Origin of the sequence: Paenibacillus sp. IHB B 3084 (assembly GCF_001447315.1) — a bacterium.
In the GTDB taxonomy this organism is placed as follows: Bacteria; Bacillota; Bacilli; order Paenibacillales; family Paenibacillaceae; genus Paenibacillus.
On record NZ_CP013204.1, the window covers coordinates 14,452 to 31,435 of the forward strand.

At 45.4% G+C, this 16,984-nt stretch carries 14 protein-coding genes and 2 pseudogenes; 14 read left to right on the forward strand and 2 right to left on the reverse strand.

Features of this window, described 5'->3' with window-relative positions:
- The first annotated feature begins 52 nt into the window (after nucleotides 1-52).
- Complete coding sequence (locus ASL14_RS25570) at nucleotides 53-1,054, forward strand: copper amine oxidase N-terminal domain-containing protein (RefSeq protein ID WP_134914646.1); 1,002 nt, start codon at nucleotides 53-55, stop codon at nucleotides 1,052-1,054.
- A 215-nt stretch (nucleotides 1,055-1,269) separates the two neighbouring features.
- Nucleotides 1,270-2,057, forward strand: a pseudogene (locus ASL14_RS25575) (SDR family oxidoreductase).
- A 102-nt stretch (nucleotides 2,058-2,159) separates the two neighbouring features.
- Here the strand turns inward: ASL14_RS25575 and ASL14_RS25580 are convergent.
- Nucleotides 2,160-2,888, reverse strand: coding sequence for a DsbA family oxidoreductase (locus ASL14_RS25580; protein ID WP_134914647.1), 729 nt, complete (start codon nucleotides 2,886-2,888; stop codon nucleotides 2,160-2,162).
- Nucleotides 2,889-3,096: 208 nt separating this feature from the next.
- Here ASL14_RS25580 and ASL14_RS25585 point away from each other — a divergent pair, with 208 nt between their 5' ends.
- From ASL14_RS25585 to ASL14_RS25635, 11 genes and pseudogenes are all read left to right on the forward strand, one after another.
- Nucleotides 3,097-4,125: a LacI family DNA-binding transcriptional regulator gene (locus ASL14_RS25585; protein ID WP_134914648.1), complete on the forward strand. Its 1,029-nt coding sequence runs from the start codon at nucleotides 3,097-3,099 to the stop codon at nucleotides 4,123-4,125.
- Nucleotides 4,118-4,996, forward strand: coding sequence for a ribokinase (gene rbsK / locus ASL14_RS25590; RefSeq protein ID WP_134914649.1), 879 nt, complete (start codon nucleotides 4,118-4,120; stop codon nucleotides 4,994-4,996). The genes ASL14_RS25585 and rbsK overlap by 8 nt, the downstream gene beginning before the upstream one ends.
- A gap of 1 nt (nucleotide 4,997) precedes the next feature.
- Nucleotides 4,998-5,432: a D-ribose pyranase gene (gene rbsD, locus ASL14_RS25595; RefSeq protein ID WP_134914650.1), complete on the forward strand. Its 435-nt coding sequence runs from the start codon at nucleotides 4,998-5,000 to the stop codon at nucleotides 5,430-5,432.
- A gap of 46 nt (nucleotides 5,433-5,478) precedes the next feature.
- Nucleotides 5,479-6,950 (forward strand): annotated as a pseudogene (locus tag ASL14_RS25600) (sugar ABC transporter ATP-binding protein); the annotation flags it as partial.
- 9 nt (nucleotides 6,951-6,959) lie between these two features.
- On the forward strand, nucleotides 6,960-7,928 hold the full coding sequence (rbsC, locus tag ASL14_RS25605) for a ribose ABC transporter permease RbsC (RefSeq protein WP_014281544.1): 969 nt from the start codon (nucleotides 6,960-6,962) through the stop codon (nucleotides 7,926-7,928).
- A 33-nt stretch (nucleotides 7,929-7,961) separates the two neighbouring features.
- Complete coding sequence (gene rbsB, locus ASL14_RS25610; protein WP_134914651.1) at nucleotides 7,962-8,882, forward strand: ribose ABC transporter substrate-binding protein RbsB; 921 nt, start codon at nucleotides 7,962-7,964, stop codon at nucleotides 8,880-8,882.
- 216 nt (nucleotides 8,883-9,098) lie between these two features.
- Entirely contained in the window at nucleotides 9,099-10,106 is a 1,008-nt protein-coding gene (locus tag ASL14_RS25615; RefSeq protein WP_134914652.1) for an ABC transporter substrate-binding protein, read from the forward strand.
- Between the two features lie 32 nt (nucleotides 10,107-10,138).
- Nucleotides 10,139-11,854: an ABC transporter ATP-binding protein gene (locus tag ASL14_RS25620; protein ID WP_134914653.1), complete on the forward strand. Its 1,716-nt coding sequence runs from the start codon at nucleotides 10,139-10,141 to the stop codon at nucleotides 11,852-11,854.
- A gap of 33 nt (nucleotides 11,855-11,887) precedes the next feature.
- Nucleotides 11,888-12,871: an ABC transporter substrate-binding protein gene (locus tag ASL14_RS25625; protein WP_223264404.1), complete on the forward strand. Its 984-nt coding sequence runs from the start codon at nucleotides 11,888-11,890 to the stop codon at nucleotides 12,869-12,871.
- 233 nt (nucleotides 12,872-13,104) lie between these two features.
- Nucleotides 13,105-14,169 carry a FecCD family ABC transporter permease gene (locus ASL14_RS25630; RefSeq protein WP_134914654.1) on the forward strand — a complete coding sequence of 355 codons (1,065 nt, stop codon included), beginning with the start codon at nucleotides 13,105-13,107 and terminating at the stop codon, nucleotides 14,167-14,169.
- Nucleotides 14,170-14,220: 51 nt separating this feature from the next.
- Nucleotides 14,221-15,216, forward strand: coding sequence for a FecCD family ABC transporter permease (locus ASL14_RS25635; protein ID WP_134914655.1), 996 nt, complete (start codon nucleotides 14,221-14,223; stop codon nucleotides 15,214-15,216).
- Between the two features lie 126 nt (nucleotides 15,217-15,342).
- Here the strand turns inward: ASL14_RS25635 and ASL14_RS25640 are convergent, their stop codons facing one another.
- Nucleotides 15,343-15,657, reverse strand: a complete 315-nt coding sequence (locus ASL14_RS25640) for a hypothetical protein (protein ID WP_189338291.1) — start codon at nucleotides 15,655-15,657, stop codon at nucleotides 15,343-15,345.
- 269 nt (nucleotides 15,658-15,926) lie between these two features.
- Between ASL14_RS25640 and ASL14_RS25645 the strand changes: the two genes are divergently transcribed.
- Nucleotides 15,927-16,832, forward strand: a complete 906-nt coding sequence (locus ASL14_RS25645) for an ROK family protein (RefSeq protein ID WP_134914657.1) — start codon at nucleotides 15,927-15,929, stop codon at nucleotides 16,830-16,832.
- Nucleotides 16,833-16,984 lie beyond the last annotated feature (152 nt).

Here is a 16,984-nt window from a genome sequence, read left to right on the forward strand (position 1 = left end):
ATACGTCTAGGGACATTTGAGCCCGGTCTTTACTATAAGGAGGAATCGCATCATGAGAAACACTTGGACAGCTTTACTAGTGTGTATACTGGTCTTGGGATTGGCAGCGGGAACCGCTGAAGCCAAGCAGGGACGCGGAAATGATCAGGAGAACAAACAGGAAGCAAAGACGTCTGTTAAAGACGGGAATGAAAAGAGCGGGGAAGAGCTAACCGATCCCCATGACTCAGACAATGATCAGTCCAAAAAACAAAAGGACAAAGCATCCGGTAAAAAGGATGAAAACAGTAAAAAAGACAAACACGCAGAAATCAGAAAAACTGAACCTGTTGCAGTAACGGATGATACATACGGGGAGTCCAAAGACCATAATGGTCACAAGGGACGCAACGGTTACAAGGGTCTGCTTAACGCGGTAGAAAATACGAAGGATAAGCCGGCAGGAGCGGTTATTGCGAATCTGCTGCTTACGAAATACCCGGACCGTTTGACTCCGGAGCAGGTTGCTGAACTTGAATTGATCCGGAATTCTGGTAAAGCACTGACTGAGGCAGCTGAGCTACTGGCTGAAAACGGAAATGTGACAGATGCCGTTTACATGCAGGAGGAGGCGGTACTGGCTAATGTGTCCGATCTGGACAGCTACAAAAAGCTGGGTGAATTCTCGAAGAAGGCCGGACGGCCGTCGGGTATGAAGCTGTTCGTGAATGGTGAAGAATACGATGCCAAACCGATTAACCGCAATGGGACCACACTTGTTCCGTTTAGAACAGCTTCCGAAGCTTTGGATGCAAAGGTTTCCTGGGATCCGAAAGAAAAGGCTGTTACTGTCACCCGTAACGGCGTGTCCGTCAAATTATTTGTTAACAGTCCGAAAGCATATATTAACGGTCAGCCGTATTCTATCGAGCAGCCAGCATCCATAGTGGATGGAACGACAATGGTACCTGTAAGGGTAATCGGAGAGGCCTTGGGGACAAATGTTAAATGGGAGCCTGAGAGCCAGTCCGTTGTTGTATACGAGCAACCAACAACACCTGCATCAACATCATAACGTGCTGTAAACAAACAAAATTTTGTAAACAAAAGGGCCCCTGACTGAATGACTGAATGTCAGGCCTTTTTTGTTTTACCTTGCAATTAATGATTTCGTATTCTTTTTAAAGGTGAGAAGATAGATAGCCTTCATGATACTATTAAGCTACTCGCCTTACGTGCTGTTCATGTGTACAATTAAATAGAGAACACAGAGAAAAGGGAGTGGCATAGATGGATTTAGGATTAGCGGGAAAAGCTGCCTTTGTTGCAGGCTCCAGCAAAGGGCTTGGCAAGGCAAGCGCACGGGAGCTGGCACGTGAAGGTGCGAATGTCGTGATTTCGGGACGGGACGAAGCGGAGCTTCAACATACACAGGCGGAACTACAGGAAACGGCCAGCGGGTGCGTCGAATATGTGGTTTGCGATGTAACGAAACCTGAACATATTTCCGAAGCTATCCGTCGTACAGCAGATTTGTTCGGCACCGTCAATATTTTAGTTAACAATGCGGGCGGGCCTCCTGCGGGAACCTTTGATGATTTTACGGATGAAGTTTGGCTGCAAGCCTTTGAGCAAAATTTGCTTAGTCATATCCGGTTAATTCGTGAAGCTCTACCATATATGAAAAACAACAAAGCGGCCGAATTTTAAATATTGCATCCTCGTCGGTTAAGCAGCCGATTCCGGGTCTTATTATCTCGAATACACTACGTACGGGTGTCGCTGGATTGGCGAAAACACTGTCTCTGGAATTAGCTCCTTACAATATCCTGGTACATACCGTAGCGCCGGGAAGAATCGCAACCGATCGTGTGCGAAGCTTGGACGAGCATCGGGCCGAGAAGACTCAGCAAACTTTGGATCAGGTTCGCAAGCAAGCAGAAGAGGGGATTCCGTTGGGACGATACGGGGAGCCAGAAGAGTTCGGCAGAGTGGTTGCTTTTCTGGCATCCGAAGCCTCATCCTATTTGACAGGCAGTACCATTCTTGTCGATGGCGGGATGATCAAATCATTGTAGCAAATATTAAAAAAGCGCGCCAGCATACGGTCTAATCCGATGTCGGCACGCTTTTTTAATGAAAATTCGTTAAGAGGTTGTGAATCGCTGCTCACTGACCCATCAGTTCTCGCGATGTGGCAGCTCACAACCGTCGTCGGTGCATACGCCACCTGCATCGTCTGCGGAGGAGCTTGCACTTACCATCGTGAACGGAGAGCGTTCGTCCCATGCTTTTTGCAGGGCATCATGGAATACTTCATCTGGCTGAGCACCTGAAACAGCAAATTTTCGATCAAACACAAAGAAAGGCACACCACGAACACCCAACTCAGCACCTTCGGCTTCATCAGCTCTAACTTCGTCCGTAAAGCGGTCACTGGCCAGCACGGCAGCGGCTTCGTCTCGATCCAAACCAACCTCCGCAGCCAGCGCCGTCAGCACTTCATGATCGCCCGTATGTTTTCCTTCTATGAACACAGCCTGGAATAAGCGCTCGCTCAGCTCCAGCATTTTGCCTTGTGTTTGAGCCCAAAGCGTTAAGCGGTGAGCATCCAGAGAATTGGTTGGCACCATAGCATGAATATTGTACTGCAGACCCGCCGTGCGTGCGTTTTCGTTCATACGATCATTCATGGCCTGAGCCTCTTGCAGACTGACGCCATATTTGGCTGACAGCTCTTCATTGATCGTTTTACCACTATCTTTTACAGCATCCGGGTTCAGCTCAAAGCTCTTAAATGTCAATTGCACCTCATCGTGGTGCGGGAATTGCTTCACTACTTGTTCCAAACGGCGTTTGCCGATATAACAGAACGGACACATATAATCAGACCAAACTTCGATATTCATAAGGTAAAGCCTCCATGTATACGTATTTTATCGAGTAACCGGGAGTAAGTAAGCTCACGTTTAGAATGTCAAAGGTGAAACTTAATCAGTTACAATGAGAATTATAAGACCAAAACCTGCTGTGTGCAAATATTTATGCTTGTCAAAAAATAAATGCTGTGATATTTTATATGTGTAACCGGTTACACATTGGAGTTGAAACTACACAATGACAACAATTAAACAGGTCGCCAGCTTTGCAGGCGTTTCCGTAGCAACCGTATCCAGAGTTATTAATGAAACCGGATATGTGCATGAGGATACACGCCGCAAGGTTGAGGCCGCTGTTAAGCAACTAAATTACAAACCCAACGAAGTTGCTCGTTCTTTGTACAAAAAGAAATCCAGATTGATCGGCCTGCTTCTACCGGATATTACGAATCCTTACTTTCCCTTGCTAGCTCGTGGAGTGGAGGATCGAATGCAAGAAAATGATTTTCGAATTATTTTTGGCAATAGTGATGAGGATCGGCAAAAAGAACTGGATTACATGGATACCTTTATTCAAAATAATGTCGTTGGCGTCATTTCATCTACAAATGATCCCAATGCTGATTGCTACGCCAAGTTGAAAATCCCTGTCGTTTTTCTTGATCGAACTTCCAATGACAGTCCTTCCGTATATGCGGATGGTGCTCATGGCGGTCGACTTGCAGCGCAGGAAATCGTGACCCGTGGTAGCAAACAAATTACGGTCATGCAGGGGCCGGCGCATATTCGTCCGGCACAGGATCGTTTTCGCGGGGCGGTTGAAGAACTTCAGCAATCGAGTATTGCTTATCATGTCGTCAAGACGACGTCCTTTTCGTTCAAGGAAGCCGAGCTGTGGGCCAAAGAGCTGTTCAGCAAGCATCCGGATACGGACGGAGTCATTGCGAGTAACGATATTGTGGCTACAGCGGTGATGCATGAGGCACATAGATTAGGAAAAAAAATCCCGGATGATGTTCAGATTATCGGGTTTGATGATATACCGTTAAGCAGCTTGTTATTCCCGCCATTGTCAACTATTCGGCAGCCTGCTTATGAAATGGGATGGGAAGCAGCAGGCTTGCTGATTCAACTGATTGAACAGTCACAAGCAACGAAGTCTAGCGTACCTAATCTTCATTCGAGCATACTTACTCATTCAAGCATACAATTGCCCGTCAAATTCATTGAACGGGAAACGACCAGAAAGGTGGATTATCATGGCTAAAATCACGATTATCGGAAGCAGCTCTATGGATCTTGTAGTGACTTCATCCAAGCGCCCCGGTGCAGGAGAAACGGTACTGGGTGAAAGCTTTACAACCGTGCCCGGAGGGAAAGGAGCCAATCAGGCAGTAGCCGCAGCCCGTCTCGGAGCGGACGTTACGATGATTGGACGCGTAGGGGATGATCATTTTGGTCAACAGATTTTACGGAATTTTGAAGAAAATCATGTTCAAGTTGGCTATGTGAAACCGGTTACACATATGGAAAGCGGTACAGCACATATTGTGCTGGCTGAAGGTGATAACAGTATTGTTGTTGTAAAAGCAGCGAATAATGAAATAACTCCAGCCTATGTGGAGGAAGCGATCGATGTGATCCGAAATTCGGATATGGTGCTCATTCAACAGGAAATACCTGAGGAAACGGTCGTATACGTGAGCAAAATTTGCGCCAAGTATCAGGTGCCGCTGTTGCTGAATCCCGCTCCGGCTCGTGAGGTGGAAGCAAGTGTGATTGAGAACGCAACATACATTACGCCAAATGAGCATGAAGCCGCTATTATGTTCAAGGGCCAAAGCCTTCGAGAGGCTCTACGTCAATATCCGAACAAGTTGTTTGTTACAGAAGGCAGCAATGGTGTACGGTTTTTCGACGGAGAACAGGAGATCGTTGTCCCTACTTATAAAGTAGAAGCCGTGGATACGACAGGTGCAGGGGATACATTTAACGCTGCATTTGCGGTGGCGCTGGCTGAGGGAAAATCGCTGGCAGACAGTGTGAAATTCGCCAATCGTGCTGCATCGCTGTCCGTTACCAAATTTGGGGCACAGGGTGGTATGCCAACGCGGCGTGAAGTGGAGGAGCAATTATAATATGAAAAAACATGGAATCCTGAACAGTCATATATCCAAGGTACTGTCGGATCTCGGTCACACGGACTATATTGTCGTGGCCGATGCCGGCTTACCCATTCCTGAAGGCGTTTCCAAAATTGATTTGGCTCTCAAATTGGGCGTACCGTCCTTTCAGGATGTCGTTGATGTAATCGCAGCAGACATGGTGGTCGAAAAGGTAACGTTGGCTGAAGAAATTAAACAGGGGAATAAGGAAGCTTTACGGTATATTAGCCGCACATTTGCAGGGGAACAGTCAGAAAATTCGCAGATCACGGCGCAAACCGCCGCCATTGAGTTTTGTTCGCATGAGCAATTCAAGGAGTTGACCCGTCATGCCAAGGTGGTCATTCGCACAGGAGAAAATAAGCCGTTTGCCAATTGTATTTTGCAGGCCGGGGTTTATTTTGGATAAAGCCTATTTTGGATAAGTTCATTTTAGATATAAAGGAGGGGACAGCATGCAGATTCAAATGAAGGGAATTCACAAAGCCTTTGGAACCAATCAGGTGCTGAGTGGTGTGGATTTTGATCTCCATGAAGGAGAGGTTCATGCACTCATGGGTGAAAATGGTGCAGGCAAATCAACGCTGATGAATATTTTAATTGGGCTGCATCGCCGTGATGAAGGAACAATCATCATTGACGGTCAGGAAACCTATTTTGCTAACCCTAAAGAGGCGGAGCAAAAGGGAATTGCTTTTATCCACCAGGAACTGAATGTGTGGCCGGAAATGACAGTGCTGGAAAATCTGTTTATCGGCAAGGAAATGACATCCAAGTGGGGATTGCTGGATAGCACCAAAATGAAAGCGCTAGCAAATGAACAATTCGCTAAGCTTGCAGTGCATCTGCCTTTGAATGGTGAAGCAGGTGAGTGTTCCGTAGGTCAACAGCAGATGATTGAAATAGCCAAAGCATTGATGACGGATGCCAAAGTAATCGTAATGGATGAGCCGACAGCCGCGCTAACTGAACGGGAAATTCAAAAGCTGTTTGAGGTTATTACTTCCTTGAAAAAAGAAGGCGTTTCTATAGTGTATATTTCACACCGTATGGAGGAAATATTCGCAATCTGCGACCGGATTACCGTCATGCGTGATGGAAAAACAGTGGATACCCAAGCGATTCCCGATACCGATTTTGATGAGGTTGTCCGGAAAATGGTCGGCAGGGAGCTAACTGAGCGCTATCCGGCGAGAACGCCTACGTTGGGAGAAGTGGTGCTGGAGGTCAAAAATGCCTCGCACAAAGGTTTATTTAAAAATGTGAATTTTACCGTACGATCCGGGGAAATTGTAGGCTTTTCAGGCTTAATGGGTTCGGGGCGGACAGAAATTATGCGAGCGCTTTTTGGATTGGATGCTTTGGATAGCGGTGAAATCCATGTGCGGGGAAAAAAGGTAGCTATCCGCAGGCCGGATGACGCGGTTAAGCTGGGAATCGGCTTTATTACAGAGGACCGCAAGGATGAGGGATTGGTGCTGGATTTTTCGATCCGGGAAAACATGGTGCTGCCCAATCTGTTCAGCTTTACGTCGAAAGGATTTATTTCAGGCAAAAAGAGCTGGATTTTGTTAATACATTAATTAAGCGCTTACAAATAAAAACTCAATCAGGCGAAACGACGGTACGAAGTTTGTCAGGTGGCAATCAGCAAAAGGTGGTTATTGCCAAATGGGTAGGAATTGGCCCAAGCGTACTTATTCTTGACGAACCAACGAGAGGCGTGGATGTAGGTGCCAAACGGGAAATCTACCAGTTGATGAACGAGCTGACCGAGCGCGGAGTAGCGATCATCATGGTATCCTCAGAACTTCCCGAGGTGCTCGGCATGAGTGATCGTATTATCGTGGTGCATGAGGGGAAAATCACTGGGGAACTGAGCAGGGAAGAAGCCACACAAGAACACATTATGACGTTAGCTACAGGGGACAGTAATATGACAACTATGAATGAAACTAAAGGTGGCAAAGGCTTTCAAATGTCGCAAATTACACAAAAGCTTGGTCCGCTGCTGGGACTCATTATTTTGGTCATCATCGTATCGGTCTTGAATCCCAGCTTTTTGGAACCGCTTAATATTCTGAATCTGTTGCGCCAAGTATCTATTAATGCGCTGATTGCGTTTGGTATGACCTTCGTGATTCTCACAGGCGGGATTGATTTGTCTGTTGGCTCGATCCTAGCTCTATCCAGTGCATTTGTCGCGAATATGATGCTGGCCGGCTTCGATCCGATTTTGGCGATTATCATTGGCTGTGCGCTGGGTGGCGTCATGGGGATGATTAATGGCTTGATGATCACCAAAGGTAAAATGGCTCCTTTTATTGCCACATTGGCGACCATGACTATTTTTAGAGGATTGACGCTGGTCTATACCAACGGTAATCCAATTACAGGACTCGGAGACAGTCTGGTATTTCAATTGTTCGGCCGTGGTTATCAATTTGGCATTCCGGTTCCGGCGATTACGATGCTCATTACCTTTGCAGTATTGTGGATCATTTTGCATAAAACGCCGTTTGGACGCAAAACGTATGCCATCGGTGGTAACGAGAAGGCTTCGATTGTATCCGGTATTAAAGTACCGCGCGTGAAAATTTGGATTTACTCTCTGGCTGGAATGCTCTCTGCTTTGGCGGGTGCTATTTTGACCTCGCGTTTGAACTCGGCGCAGCCGACAGCAGGTACTTCTTATGAACTGGATGCCATTGCGGCTGTCGTACTGGGCGGAACAAGCCTTTCAGGCGGACGGGGGCGAATCGTAGGTACGTTGATCGGTGTACTCATTATCGGGACGCTGAACAATGGCTTGAATTTGCTGGGTGTGAACTCTTTTTATCAAATGGTGGTCAAAGGGATTGTAATCGCCATTGCTGTATTGATTGACCGTAAGAAATCTGCATAAACCACCTAATCTGTATATAAGGAGACCACATATATGAAAAAGCTTACATTAATTATGACAGCCCTGCTCCTTCTGCTCATGACAGGCTGTTCTCTGGAACCGCCTGAATGGGCGAAACCTAAAGCAGCCGCGGACTTGAAGGACATTAAAATAGGCTTGTCCATCTCTACACTGAATAATCCATTTTTCGTCTCTCTCAAAGATGGAGTTGTTGCAGAAGCCAAAAAACAAGGATTGCAAGTCATTGTCGTCGATGCGCAAAATGATTCGGCGAAGCAAAGCAATGATGTGGACGATTTGATCCAGCAAGGCGTAAATGCGTTGTTAATTAACCCGACAGATTCGTCGGCTATCTCTACGGTGGTTCAATCCGCGAACGCTCTGAACATCCCGGTCATTACGCTGGATCGTTCGGCTGACAAAGGAGAAGTAAAAGCGCTTGTTGCTTCGGATAATGTAGAGGGTGGACGCATGGCTGCCAGATACGTGATCGATCAGGTCGGAAAAGGTGCAAAGGTCATTGAGCTGGAAGGCGTACCAGGTGCATCGGCTACCCGTGAACGGGGCAAAGGCTTCCACGAAGTAGCGGATAAGGAACTGAACGTTATTGCCAAACAGTCGGCCGATTTTGACCGGACCAAAGGTTTGAATGTCATGGAAAACCTGCTGCAAGGCAACCCGGATGTTCAGGCGGTATTTGCCCATAATGATGAAATGGCGCTTGGGGCAATTGAAGCCATTCAAAGCTCGGGTAAAAATATTCCGGTGATCGGCTTTGACGGCAACGAGGATGCACTTAAATCTATTAAGGAGGGCAAACTCACGGCGACCGTGGCTCAGCAACCCGAACTGATTGGACAATTGGCGGTTCGGGCGGCACAGGATGTACTCCAAGGTAAAACTGTGAAAAAATCAATTCCTGCCAAGCTGGAGTTAGTGGATCAGAAAAAATAAACCGAGTGTATAACCCAACTTTATAAATCAATACACCATGAGGCTACCTTATAGCAGGTGGCTTTTTGGTTTTTCTATTGTGATGATACATAAATATTAATGGAAGTTTTTTATTTTTGTATTGTAAGAAGAGACGGTAAAAGATAGAATAACAATTGTATGATAATGAGAATCACTATCATTTTTCGATATATATAACTAAGGAGGGCTTATAATATGCAACAAAGTAACAGATTAAAATGGGGAATCACGCTTTGTCTTGTGGTTCTTTTGATGGTTGTATTGGGTGCATGCGGAAACGCAGCTAGCAACAACCAGTCGAACGAAAAGATCGGCACTAATGACCCATCCGGACAATCCAAAACGGTTGCCATGCGCGTATATACAGATGCCACTGGCAATAAGATCAGTATCCCTGTAAATCCGCAGCGAGTCGTCACAACGCAATATTTGGATGCTATGCTGGCCTTGGGAGTTAAGCCTGCAGGTGCTGCTTCCCATTTGTTGGAAGGCGACTATTTAAAAGGTAAGATTGATGGAGTTGCGGATATTGGGAACCCGACAAATGTAGAAAAGGTGCTGGAGCTACAACCAGACCTGATCATCACAACAGAATATACCACGCCAGAAGTGAAGGAGCAGCTGGAGAAAATTGCTCCAACCGTAGTCGTTTCTTTTGGAGAAGGGGATGTATTCAAACAACTGCGGAACGTCGCAGCCGTACTGGGTAAGGACAAGGAAGCTGAGCAGTGGATCGCTAACTTTGACAAAAAAGCTGCCCAAGGACGGAAAAAGCTGGCTGGAAAATTCAAAAAAGATGAAACGGTTACGATTTATATGGCCTATGATAAGAATGTGTTAAGGGTATACGGAGCGCGGAATGTAGGACATGTTATTTACCGCTCGCTGGAATTGAATCCTCCTGAGTACATACGCCAGAAGCTGGCGAAGGATCCGAGATTTAATTTTGTTTATGAAGTTATTTCAATGGAAAAGTTACCTGAACTGTCAGGAGACCGAATTATTATGCTGGTTTATGATGAAACGAGCAAGGACGGCATGCTGAGGGAGATCGAGCAAAGCGCATTGTGGAGAAATCTCCCCGCGGTCAAAAATCACAAAGTATATTTCATCAAAGCTGACCCGTGGTTTACGTATTCACCGCTTGCTATCGACCAATCGCTGGATGAAGCCATTAGCATGCTTTCCACCGATCCTCAATAATCACTCCAAATAAGAAGGGAGAAGCCATATACATGCTGAGACGTTTTTTTGAATACTACCGTCCTTACCGGACTTTGTTTATTATTGATTTCTCTTGCGCCTTGCTGGCTGCACTGCTGGAGCTGGCTTTTCCACTTGCCGTCAACCGGGTGGTCGATGATTTGCTGCCTAGCGGGAACTGGAGGTGGATTTTATATGCCTGCCTAGGACTGCTTGGTATTTATGTAGTTAGTGCCGGTTTAAATTATGTGGTTACCTATTGGGGCCATAAGCTGGGGATTAATATCGAATCGGACATGCGTAAAAAACTGTTTGATCGAGTGCAGAAGCAATCCTTCCGTTTTTTTGATAATAACAAAACAGGGCATCTCGTTTCCCGTATGACCAACGATCTGATGGATATCGGGGAAATTGCTCACCACGGACCCGAAGATTTGTTTATCGCGCTGATGACGTTGGGAGGGGCCTTCGGCATCATGCTAGGCATTAACTGGAAGCTGGCTGTGCTGACGTTCATTATTGTGCCGCTCATGATTTACTTGTCCTTATATTTCAGTCGTAAAATGTCTGCGGCTTTCCATCGTATGTTTTCAGATATCGCAGATTACAACGCTCGTATTGAAAATAACGTCAGCGGTATCCGCGTCGTTCAAGCATTTTCGAATGAAGAACATGAAATGGAGCGTTTTGCTGAAAATAACGGACGCTTCCGTAAAACGAAGCTGGTCGCTTATCGCATTATGGCCTGGAATTCTTCAATTAGCTTTATCCTGATGAAGCTGGTTTCGCTGTTTGTACTCGTGTGCGGTACATGGTTTGTTATTGAAGGGCAGATGACGTACGGAGAATTTATCGCGTTTGTGATGCTGTCCAATGTATTTCTTGGGCCGATTAAACAAATTAACTCCGTTATTGAAACGTATCCCAAAGGCATCGCCGGCTTCCGTCGATATCTGGATTTGTTGGAAAGTGAATCGGATGTGGAGGATTTGCCTGGGGCCAAGGCGGTTACCCATCTTAATGGAGAGATCCAATTTACAGGTGTAACGTTTGGCTATGAAAACAAAGACAAGGTATTGCGTAAAGTGGACCTATCCATTCATGCTGGAGAAACTGTAGCACTGGTCGGCCCTTCAGGAGCAGGTAAAACGACGCTTTGCAGTTTGTTGCCACGCTTCTATGATGTGGAGGAAGGCAGTATTACCATTGATGGTATGGATATCCGTGAAATGAAGCTGGAATCGTTACGCTCCATGATTGGTATTGTACAGCAGGATGTATTCCTGTTTGATGGAACGGTTCGTGAAAATATTGCTTATGGCAAGCTCGATGCTTCGGAGGAAGAAATTTGGGATGCTGCCCGTCGGGCTCAGATTGAAGACCTTGTTCGTTCCTATCCGGAAGGTCTAGATACGATGATTGGTGAACGGGGTGTGAAGCTGTCCGGGGGTCAAAAGCAACGTTTGTCTATTGCTCGGATGTTCCTCAAAAATCCGCCTATTCTCATCTTGGATGAAGCGACATCCGCACTGGATACGGAGACGGAAGCCGCGATTCAGCAGGCGTTGACGGAGTTGTCGCAAGGACGCACAACGCTCGTTATTGCGCATCGTCTGGCAACGATCAAAAACGCCGACCGCATTATCGTAGTTGCCGATCAGGGAATCGCCGAGCAAGGTAGACATGAAGAATTGCTGGCGGTAAAAGGTCCATATAGCCGTCTGCATCAAGCTCAGTACGGTACCTAAATAGAATAGTATGAAAGGTAAGTAGAGAGAGGAATGAATGTTTTGAAAAAGAAAATGTGGATTGCAATGATGCTCCTGTCATTCATTCTGGTTCTGACCGCTTGTGGGGGAAAGACGGAGCAGGCTGACGGAAAGCAGAATCAAACTTCTACCGAGCAGAAGCCGGCGGCAACGAAAACAGTCAAAACGATTCACGGTGATATTACGATCCCAACTCATCCTCAACGGATCGTCGTAGATATGTATCAGAATAATTTATTAGCTCTCGGTATTAAACCTGTGGGAAGTGTGAAGTATTATTTGGACAATCCGTTTTCCAGGGATCTTGTACAAGGCATTACAAGCATTGGAGATCGCGATAGCGTGTCCTTTGAAAAGGTACTTACTCTGGAGCCGGATTTGATTCTGATTGGTTCCAAAGATGCTTCGCAATATGAGAATTACAGTAAAATTGCCCCGACCGTCGCTATTCCTTATGGCACGTATAAGGATGTGCATGAGGAATTAACTGCTTTTGGAGAGCTTCTTGGTAAAGAGCAGGAGGCTAAAGCATGGCTAGCCCAATACGATCAGCGGATGCAGGCAGCACGCGACAAGTTAAAGGGAATCATTCAACCTGAGGATACCTTCACTGTCATGGAGGCTTCAACGAAGGAATATTATGTATATGGCGATAACTTTGGCAGAGGAGGACAGGCGGTATACAGAGGACTGGGCTTGACGCCTCCACCTTTTGTCCAAAAAGAACTATTAGGTGATACTCAATGGAAATCGGTATCGAAAGAAGTTATTAATCAGTATGCTGGCTCTTATATTTTTCTGACGGTTAACAAGGAAACCGCCGGTTATACAGGGGACAGTATATGGAAGTCACTGGATGCCGTCCGAAATGGCACGGTCTTTGAGTTACAGGAGGATCGCTATTGGTACTTTGACCCGATTGCCATTGTAGGACAAGCAGAAGAAATCGCAGACATGCTCGTCGAGCGGAATAAAGAGAAGACTTCACAGAAGTAGTTACTCAGGTGTTGCTGGCAGTCCTTTGGTATTTATTTATGCCAAAGGGCTTTATTTTTTCACAAAATTGCAGGGCTTCACGGGTTCGTCGAAATTTACTATTGAAGCCATTGTCGCATTAATTTACAATAGTAAAGATTGCATGATAATAATTCTCATTATCAAACGCCTTCATGAGCACAGGTTTGTGTGATAGCCTACATACTATTCAACAGTAAGGGTGAAAAATAGTCATGAAATTATCAGAATCATCGGAGAGTCCCGGCCAGAGTAACCATAGCCAGCCGCCGACTCCATTCCACTCACGGCCATGGGCGGCTTCGCTCATCTTAACAGCCGGGCTAGCCCTTTTGGCGTTCGGTATCGCTTTATCCCTATCTTTTGGTGCAGCTCCTATTAGGCTGTTTGAGGTATGGAACGCAGTCTTTCATTTTAATCCTGAAATACAAAATCATCAAATTATTTGGGAAATCCGGTTACCACGGATTTTGGGTGGTGTGTTGATCGGAGTCTGCTTCGCTGTGGCGGGGGCGATTATGCAGGGGATGACCCGTAATCCGCTTGCTGACTCGGGCTTGCTTGGATTGAATTCGGGAGCCAGTTTGGCGATGGCGATTTGTTTTGCCCTTTTTCCTGGTTCATCCTTTTTACAGCTGATGCTGTACTCCTTTGTTGGTGCGGCCTTAGCTGTTGTGATGGTATATGGTACAAGCTCCATATCCAAGGCTGGACTTACACCAGTACGCCTTGTGCTGGCGGGTGCAGCTGTAACGGCATTGCTGTCAGCCTTGGGTGACGCAATCAGCTTGTATTTTAATGTCGGACAGGATCTGGCCTTCTGGTATGCAGGGGGACTTAGCGGAACCAAGTGGGTGCAACTGGGGATTGTCTTGCCTTGGGTTGTGGCTGCTTTCATCGGTGCGCTTATGCTGTCCCGGTCTATTACGTTGCTCAGTCTCGGGGATGAAATTGCGCTCAGTCTCGGTCAGCGAACAGGGCTGGTGAAGGTAGCCGGGATGATTCTCGTTCTGGTCCTGGCGGGAGCGGCGGTATCGCTAGTAGGGTCTATCGGTTTTGTAGGATTGATCATTCCTCATATGACCCGCAAGCTGGTCGGTGTCGATTATCGCTGGATCATTCCTTGTTCGGCCATTATGGGAGCTTTGCTCATCGTGTTTGCCGATCTGGCGGCTCGTATGATTAATGCACCGGAGGAAACACCAGTAGGCGTGCTTATTGCCCTGATTGGGGTGCCATTCTTCCTTTATCTGGCTCGTAAAGAAAGGAGAGCACTGTAAGATGAATAACATCACGACTGGAGCTATTGCCAAAGCAGGTCACCGAAAAAAATCCATGATTGGATCGTTGTTATCGTTCTGCTCTTTCTACTCATTGTTGCATTCACCATTAGTGCGAATACAGGAACCATTCGACTTTCGCCAATGGAGCTTTTTAGAACCTTATTTGGGCAAGGGACTCCACAGCAGGAATTAATCTTATTTGAATTCCGATTGCCACGAATGGTTATTTCCGTTTTGATCGGTGCAGGTCTGGCTGTTTCTGGCTGTATCATGCAGGGAGTTTCACGTAATGGTTTGGCGGACCCTGGTATTTTGGGGATTAATGCTGGAGCCGGGCTGATGGTTATGCTGTTTGTATTGCTTTTCCCAACGATGCAAACAACGAATTCATTGTTTTTACTACCTGCCCTTGCGCTGATTGGATCGGGAGCGGCTGCTATTCTGATCTACGCGCTTTCATACAAAAAGGGTGAAGGGATTTCTCCGACAAGGTTACTGTTAAGCGGAATTGGTGTAGCGGCGGGGATCAGTGCTGCGATGATCATCATGACCCTCAAGCTTACGCCTGAAAGTTATACGTTTGTTGCCAGTTGGCTGGCAGGAAGTATATGGGGGTCCAACTGGAAATTTGTAATGGCACTGTTACCTTGGCTTGTTGTGCTGCTGCCTTTCGCATACTACAAGGCCAATGTAATGAATGTGCTTAATCTGGGGGATCAGACGGCATCCGGGTTAGGTACATCAATTGAAAAAGAACGTATCCTTTTACTCGCTGCTGCAGTTGGATTGGCCAGTTCCAGCGTATCGGTTAGCGGTGGAATCGGCTTTGTCGGTTTAGTCGCTCCGCATTTGGCGAGAAAGCTGGTGGGACCGAAGCATAAGATGCTGTTAGTAGCCTGTGCATTGGTCGGGGCACTGTTAGTGCTTGTGGCCGATACGATCACACGATCCTTACCTTTACAGAAGGAAATCCCGACAGGTTTAATTGTGGCCATCATTGGGGCGCCATACTTCCTGTATCTGCTGAGTCGCTCCAAGGGATAATCTTGCGAAGAAATCATAACTTACTCATTAAAAGCTATACACGACAAAATAACCTTCAACACCACTAAGGAAGTGGGGCTGAAGGTTATTTTGCATTTAAAATTTAAGCAATCGCATTCTTTCGTATCAACGGGAAGTATTCAAGGCGTGAGAAGTTTGATGAAGCTCTCTAATCATTTTGTGCAAAGTGTAATTTTCTTGACGCGTCACGCCGTGTTGATTTTCCTGAACCAGCAACTGATGGATGTTCCGTTTTAGAATTTCACTTCGACGTTCCAACATTTCGGTACTCATAAATAAAAGAACACTCCCTTTGTCATGAATAACTTGCATTTTTGAAATGAACATAGGCTGAAAATAAGTTTGCCTTTCGACTTCTTTAAGTATAACGTGCTGGATGATGAAGGGAAAACGGAGCCAGACAGCAAAATTCTTTTTCACATTAGCCTTGTTGCTCCGAGAAGTGCTCATCCCGTGTAATCTTAGATATGCTTGCCGATACTGACGATCACGCCAGATTAGGCGGAAATCAATGGGGGTGAACCTGTGTATTATTTGAAATCATGAGCTAATCAAACGAAATCCGAACTTTTTCAATGCAATTTTCGTTGATATGGATCTCGTTAATTGTTAATATTTTAAGTGTAATAGTGTCAATATTTTATAAGCTGGATAAACTTTATTTCCTCAATGAAAGGGACGTTGCTATCATGAAAAATAAAATACTAGTTTTTGATATTGGAGGCTCTTTTATAAAATTTAGTTTATTTTCCCAGAATGGTTTTTTCAAAAAGGGTAAAGTTGTAACACCGATGGACTCACTCGATGACCTTATTGTAACTTTAGAACAAATCCATAGTCAGTTTGTGGATGAAATCGAAGGTGTAGCTATAAGTTTGCCAGGCATTGTGAATTCCACTAGCGGCCATATGGTGCATGGAGGCTCCTTAAAGTATATAAATGATTTGAATATGGTTGAAGTTCTCGAAAAAAGATTTCGTTTACCTGTAACGATTGAAAATGATGGAAAGTGCGCTGCTCTTGGAGAAGCCTGGAGAGGTGCATTACAAGGGGTTAACGATGGGGTTGTCCTAGTGGTTGGCACAGGCATGGGAGGTGGCATCATATCTCAAGGGAAATTATTGAAAGGCCATCATCTATCCGCAGGAGAATTCTCCTTCATTAGAACGAATAATGAAGATGCAGATAATCTTGATTATTTTCTTGGCTTTCAAGGAAGTAGTCTGACCTTAACTAAAAATGTTGCGAAAAATAAAAATCTTCCCGTTGGTTCAGTTACAGGCGAAAAAGTATTTGAATTCATTGAAAAAGATGATCCTGTTGTGCAATCTGTTTTCCGAGGATATTGCAGAAATATAGCTATACAAATCATTAATCTGCAATCAGTGCTTGATCCTGAAAAGTTTGTTATTGGTGGAGGTATATCTGAAAATCCTCTACTCGTGAGTACCATTAGACAAGAATTAGAGAAACTTTATTCGGAGTCTACGTTTAATTTTATTTACGCGCAGATTGAACAAAGTAAATTAGGTAATGAAGCCAATTTGCTAGGTGCTATTTATAATTACAAACAATTACATAATATAGCATTGTAAAAAACTCAAAGAGTGCGGGTTATCTATTGGAGGATAGCCCGCTTTTTTAGTTGAAAAGCGTTCAAAAAACAGCGTATAATATAAATTATACGCTGTTTAGGTTTAAATCGACTTTCATTAGCTCTCACGCACAAGATGTCGATCGAATTGTC

Bases quoted from the DNA above. Each gene is read 5' to 3' on its own strand.
- rbsD (WP_134914650.1), top strand. From the start codon at position 4,998: ATGAAAAAACATGGAATCCTGAACAGTCATATATCCAAGGTACTGTCG.
- ASL14_RS25630 (WP_134914654.1), top strand. From the start codon at position 13,105: ATGAAATTATCAGAATCATCGGAGAGTCCCGGCCAGAGTAACCATAGC.
- ASL14_RS25570 (WP_134914646.1), top strand. From the start codon at position 53: ATGAGAAACACTTGGACAGCTTTACTAGTGTGTATACTGGTCTTGGGA.
- ASL14_RS25615 (WP_134914652.1), top strand. From the start codon at position 9,099: ATGCAACAAAGTAACAGATTAAAATGGGGAATCACGCTTTGTCTTGTG.
- ASL14_RS25585 (WP_134914648.1), top strand. From the start codon at position 3,097: ATGACAACAATTAAACAGGTCGCCAGCTTTGCAGGCGTTTCCGTAGCA.
- rbsB (WP_134914651.1), top strand. From the start codon at position 7,962: ATGAAAAAGCTTACATTAATTATGACAGCCCTGCTCCTTCTGCTCATG.
- ASL14_RS25645 (WP_134914657.1), top strand. From the start codon at position 15,927: ATGAAAAATAAAATACTAGTTTTTGATATTGGAGGCTCTTTTATAAAA.
- rbsK (WP_134914649.1), top strand. From the start codon at position 4,118: ATGGCTAAAATCACGATTATCGGAAGCAGCTCTATGGATCTTGTAGTG.
- ASL14_RS25620 (WP_134914653.1), top strand. From the start codon at position 10,139: ATGCTGAGACGTTTTTTTGAATACTACCGTCCTTACCGGACTTTGTTT.
- rbsC (WP_014281544.1), top strand. From the start codon at position 6,960: ATGACAACTATGAATGAAACTAAAGGTGGCAAAGGCTTTCAAATGTCG.
- ASL14_RS25625 (WP_223264404.1), top strand. From the start codon at position 11,888: ATGAATGTTTTGAAAAAGAAAATGTGGATTGCAATGATGCTCCTGTCA.
- ASL14_RS25580 (WP_134914647.1), bottom strand. From the start codon at position 2,888: ATGAATATCGAAGTTTGGTCTGATTATATGTGTCCGTTCTGTTATATC.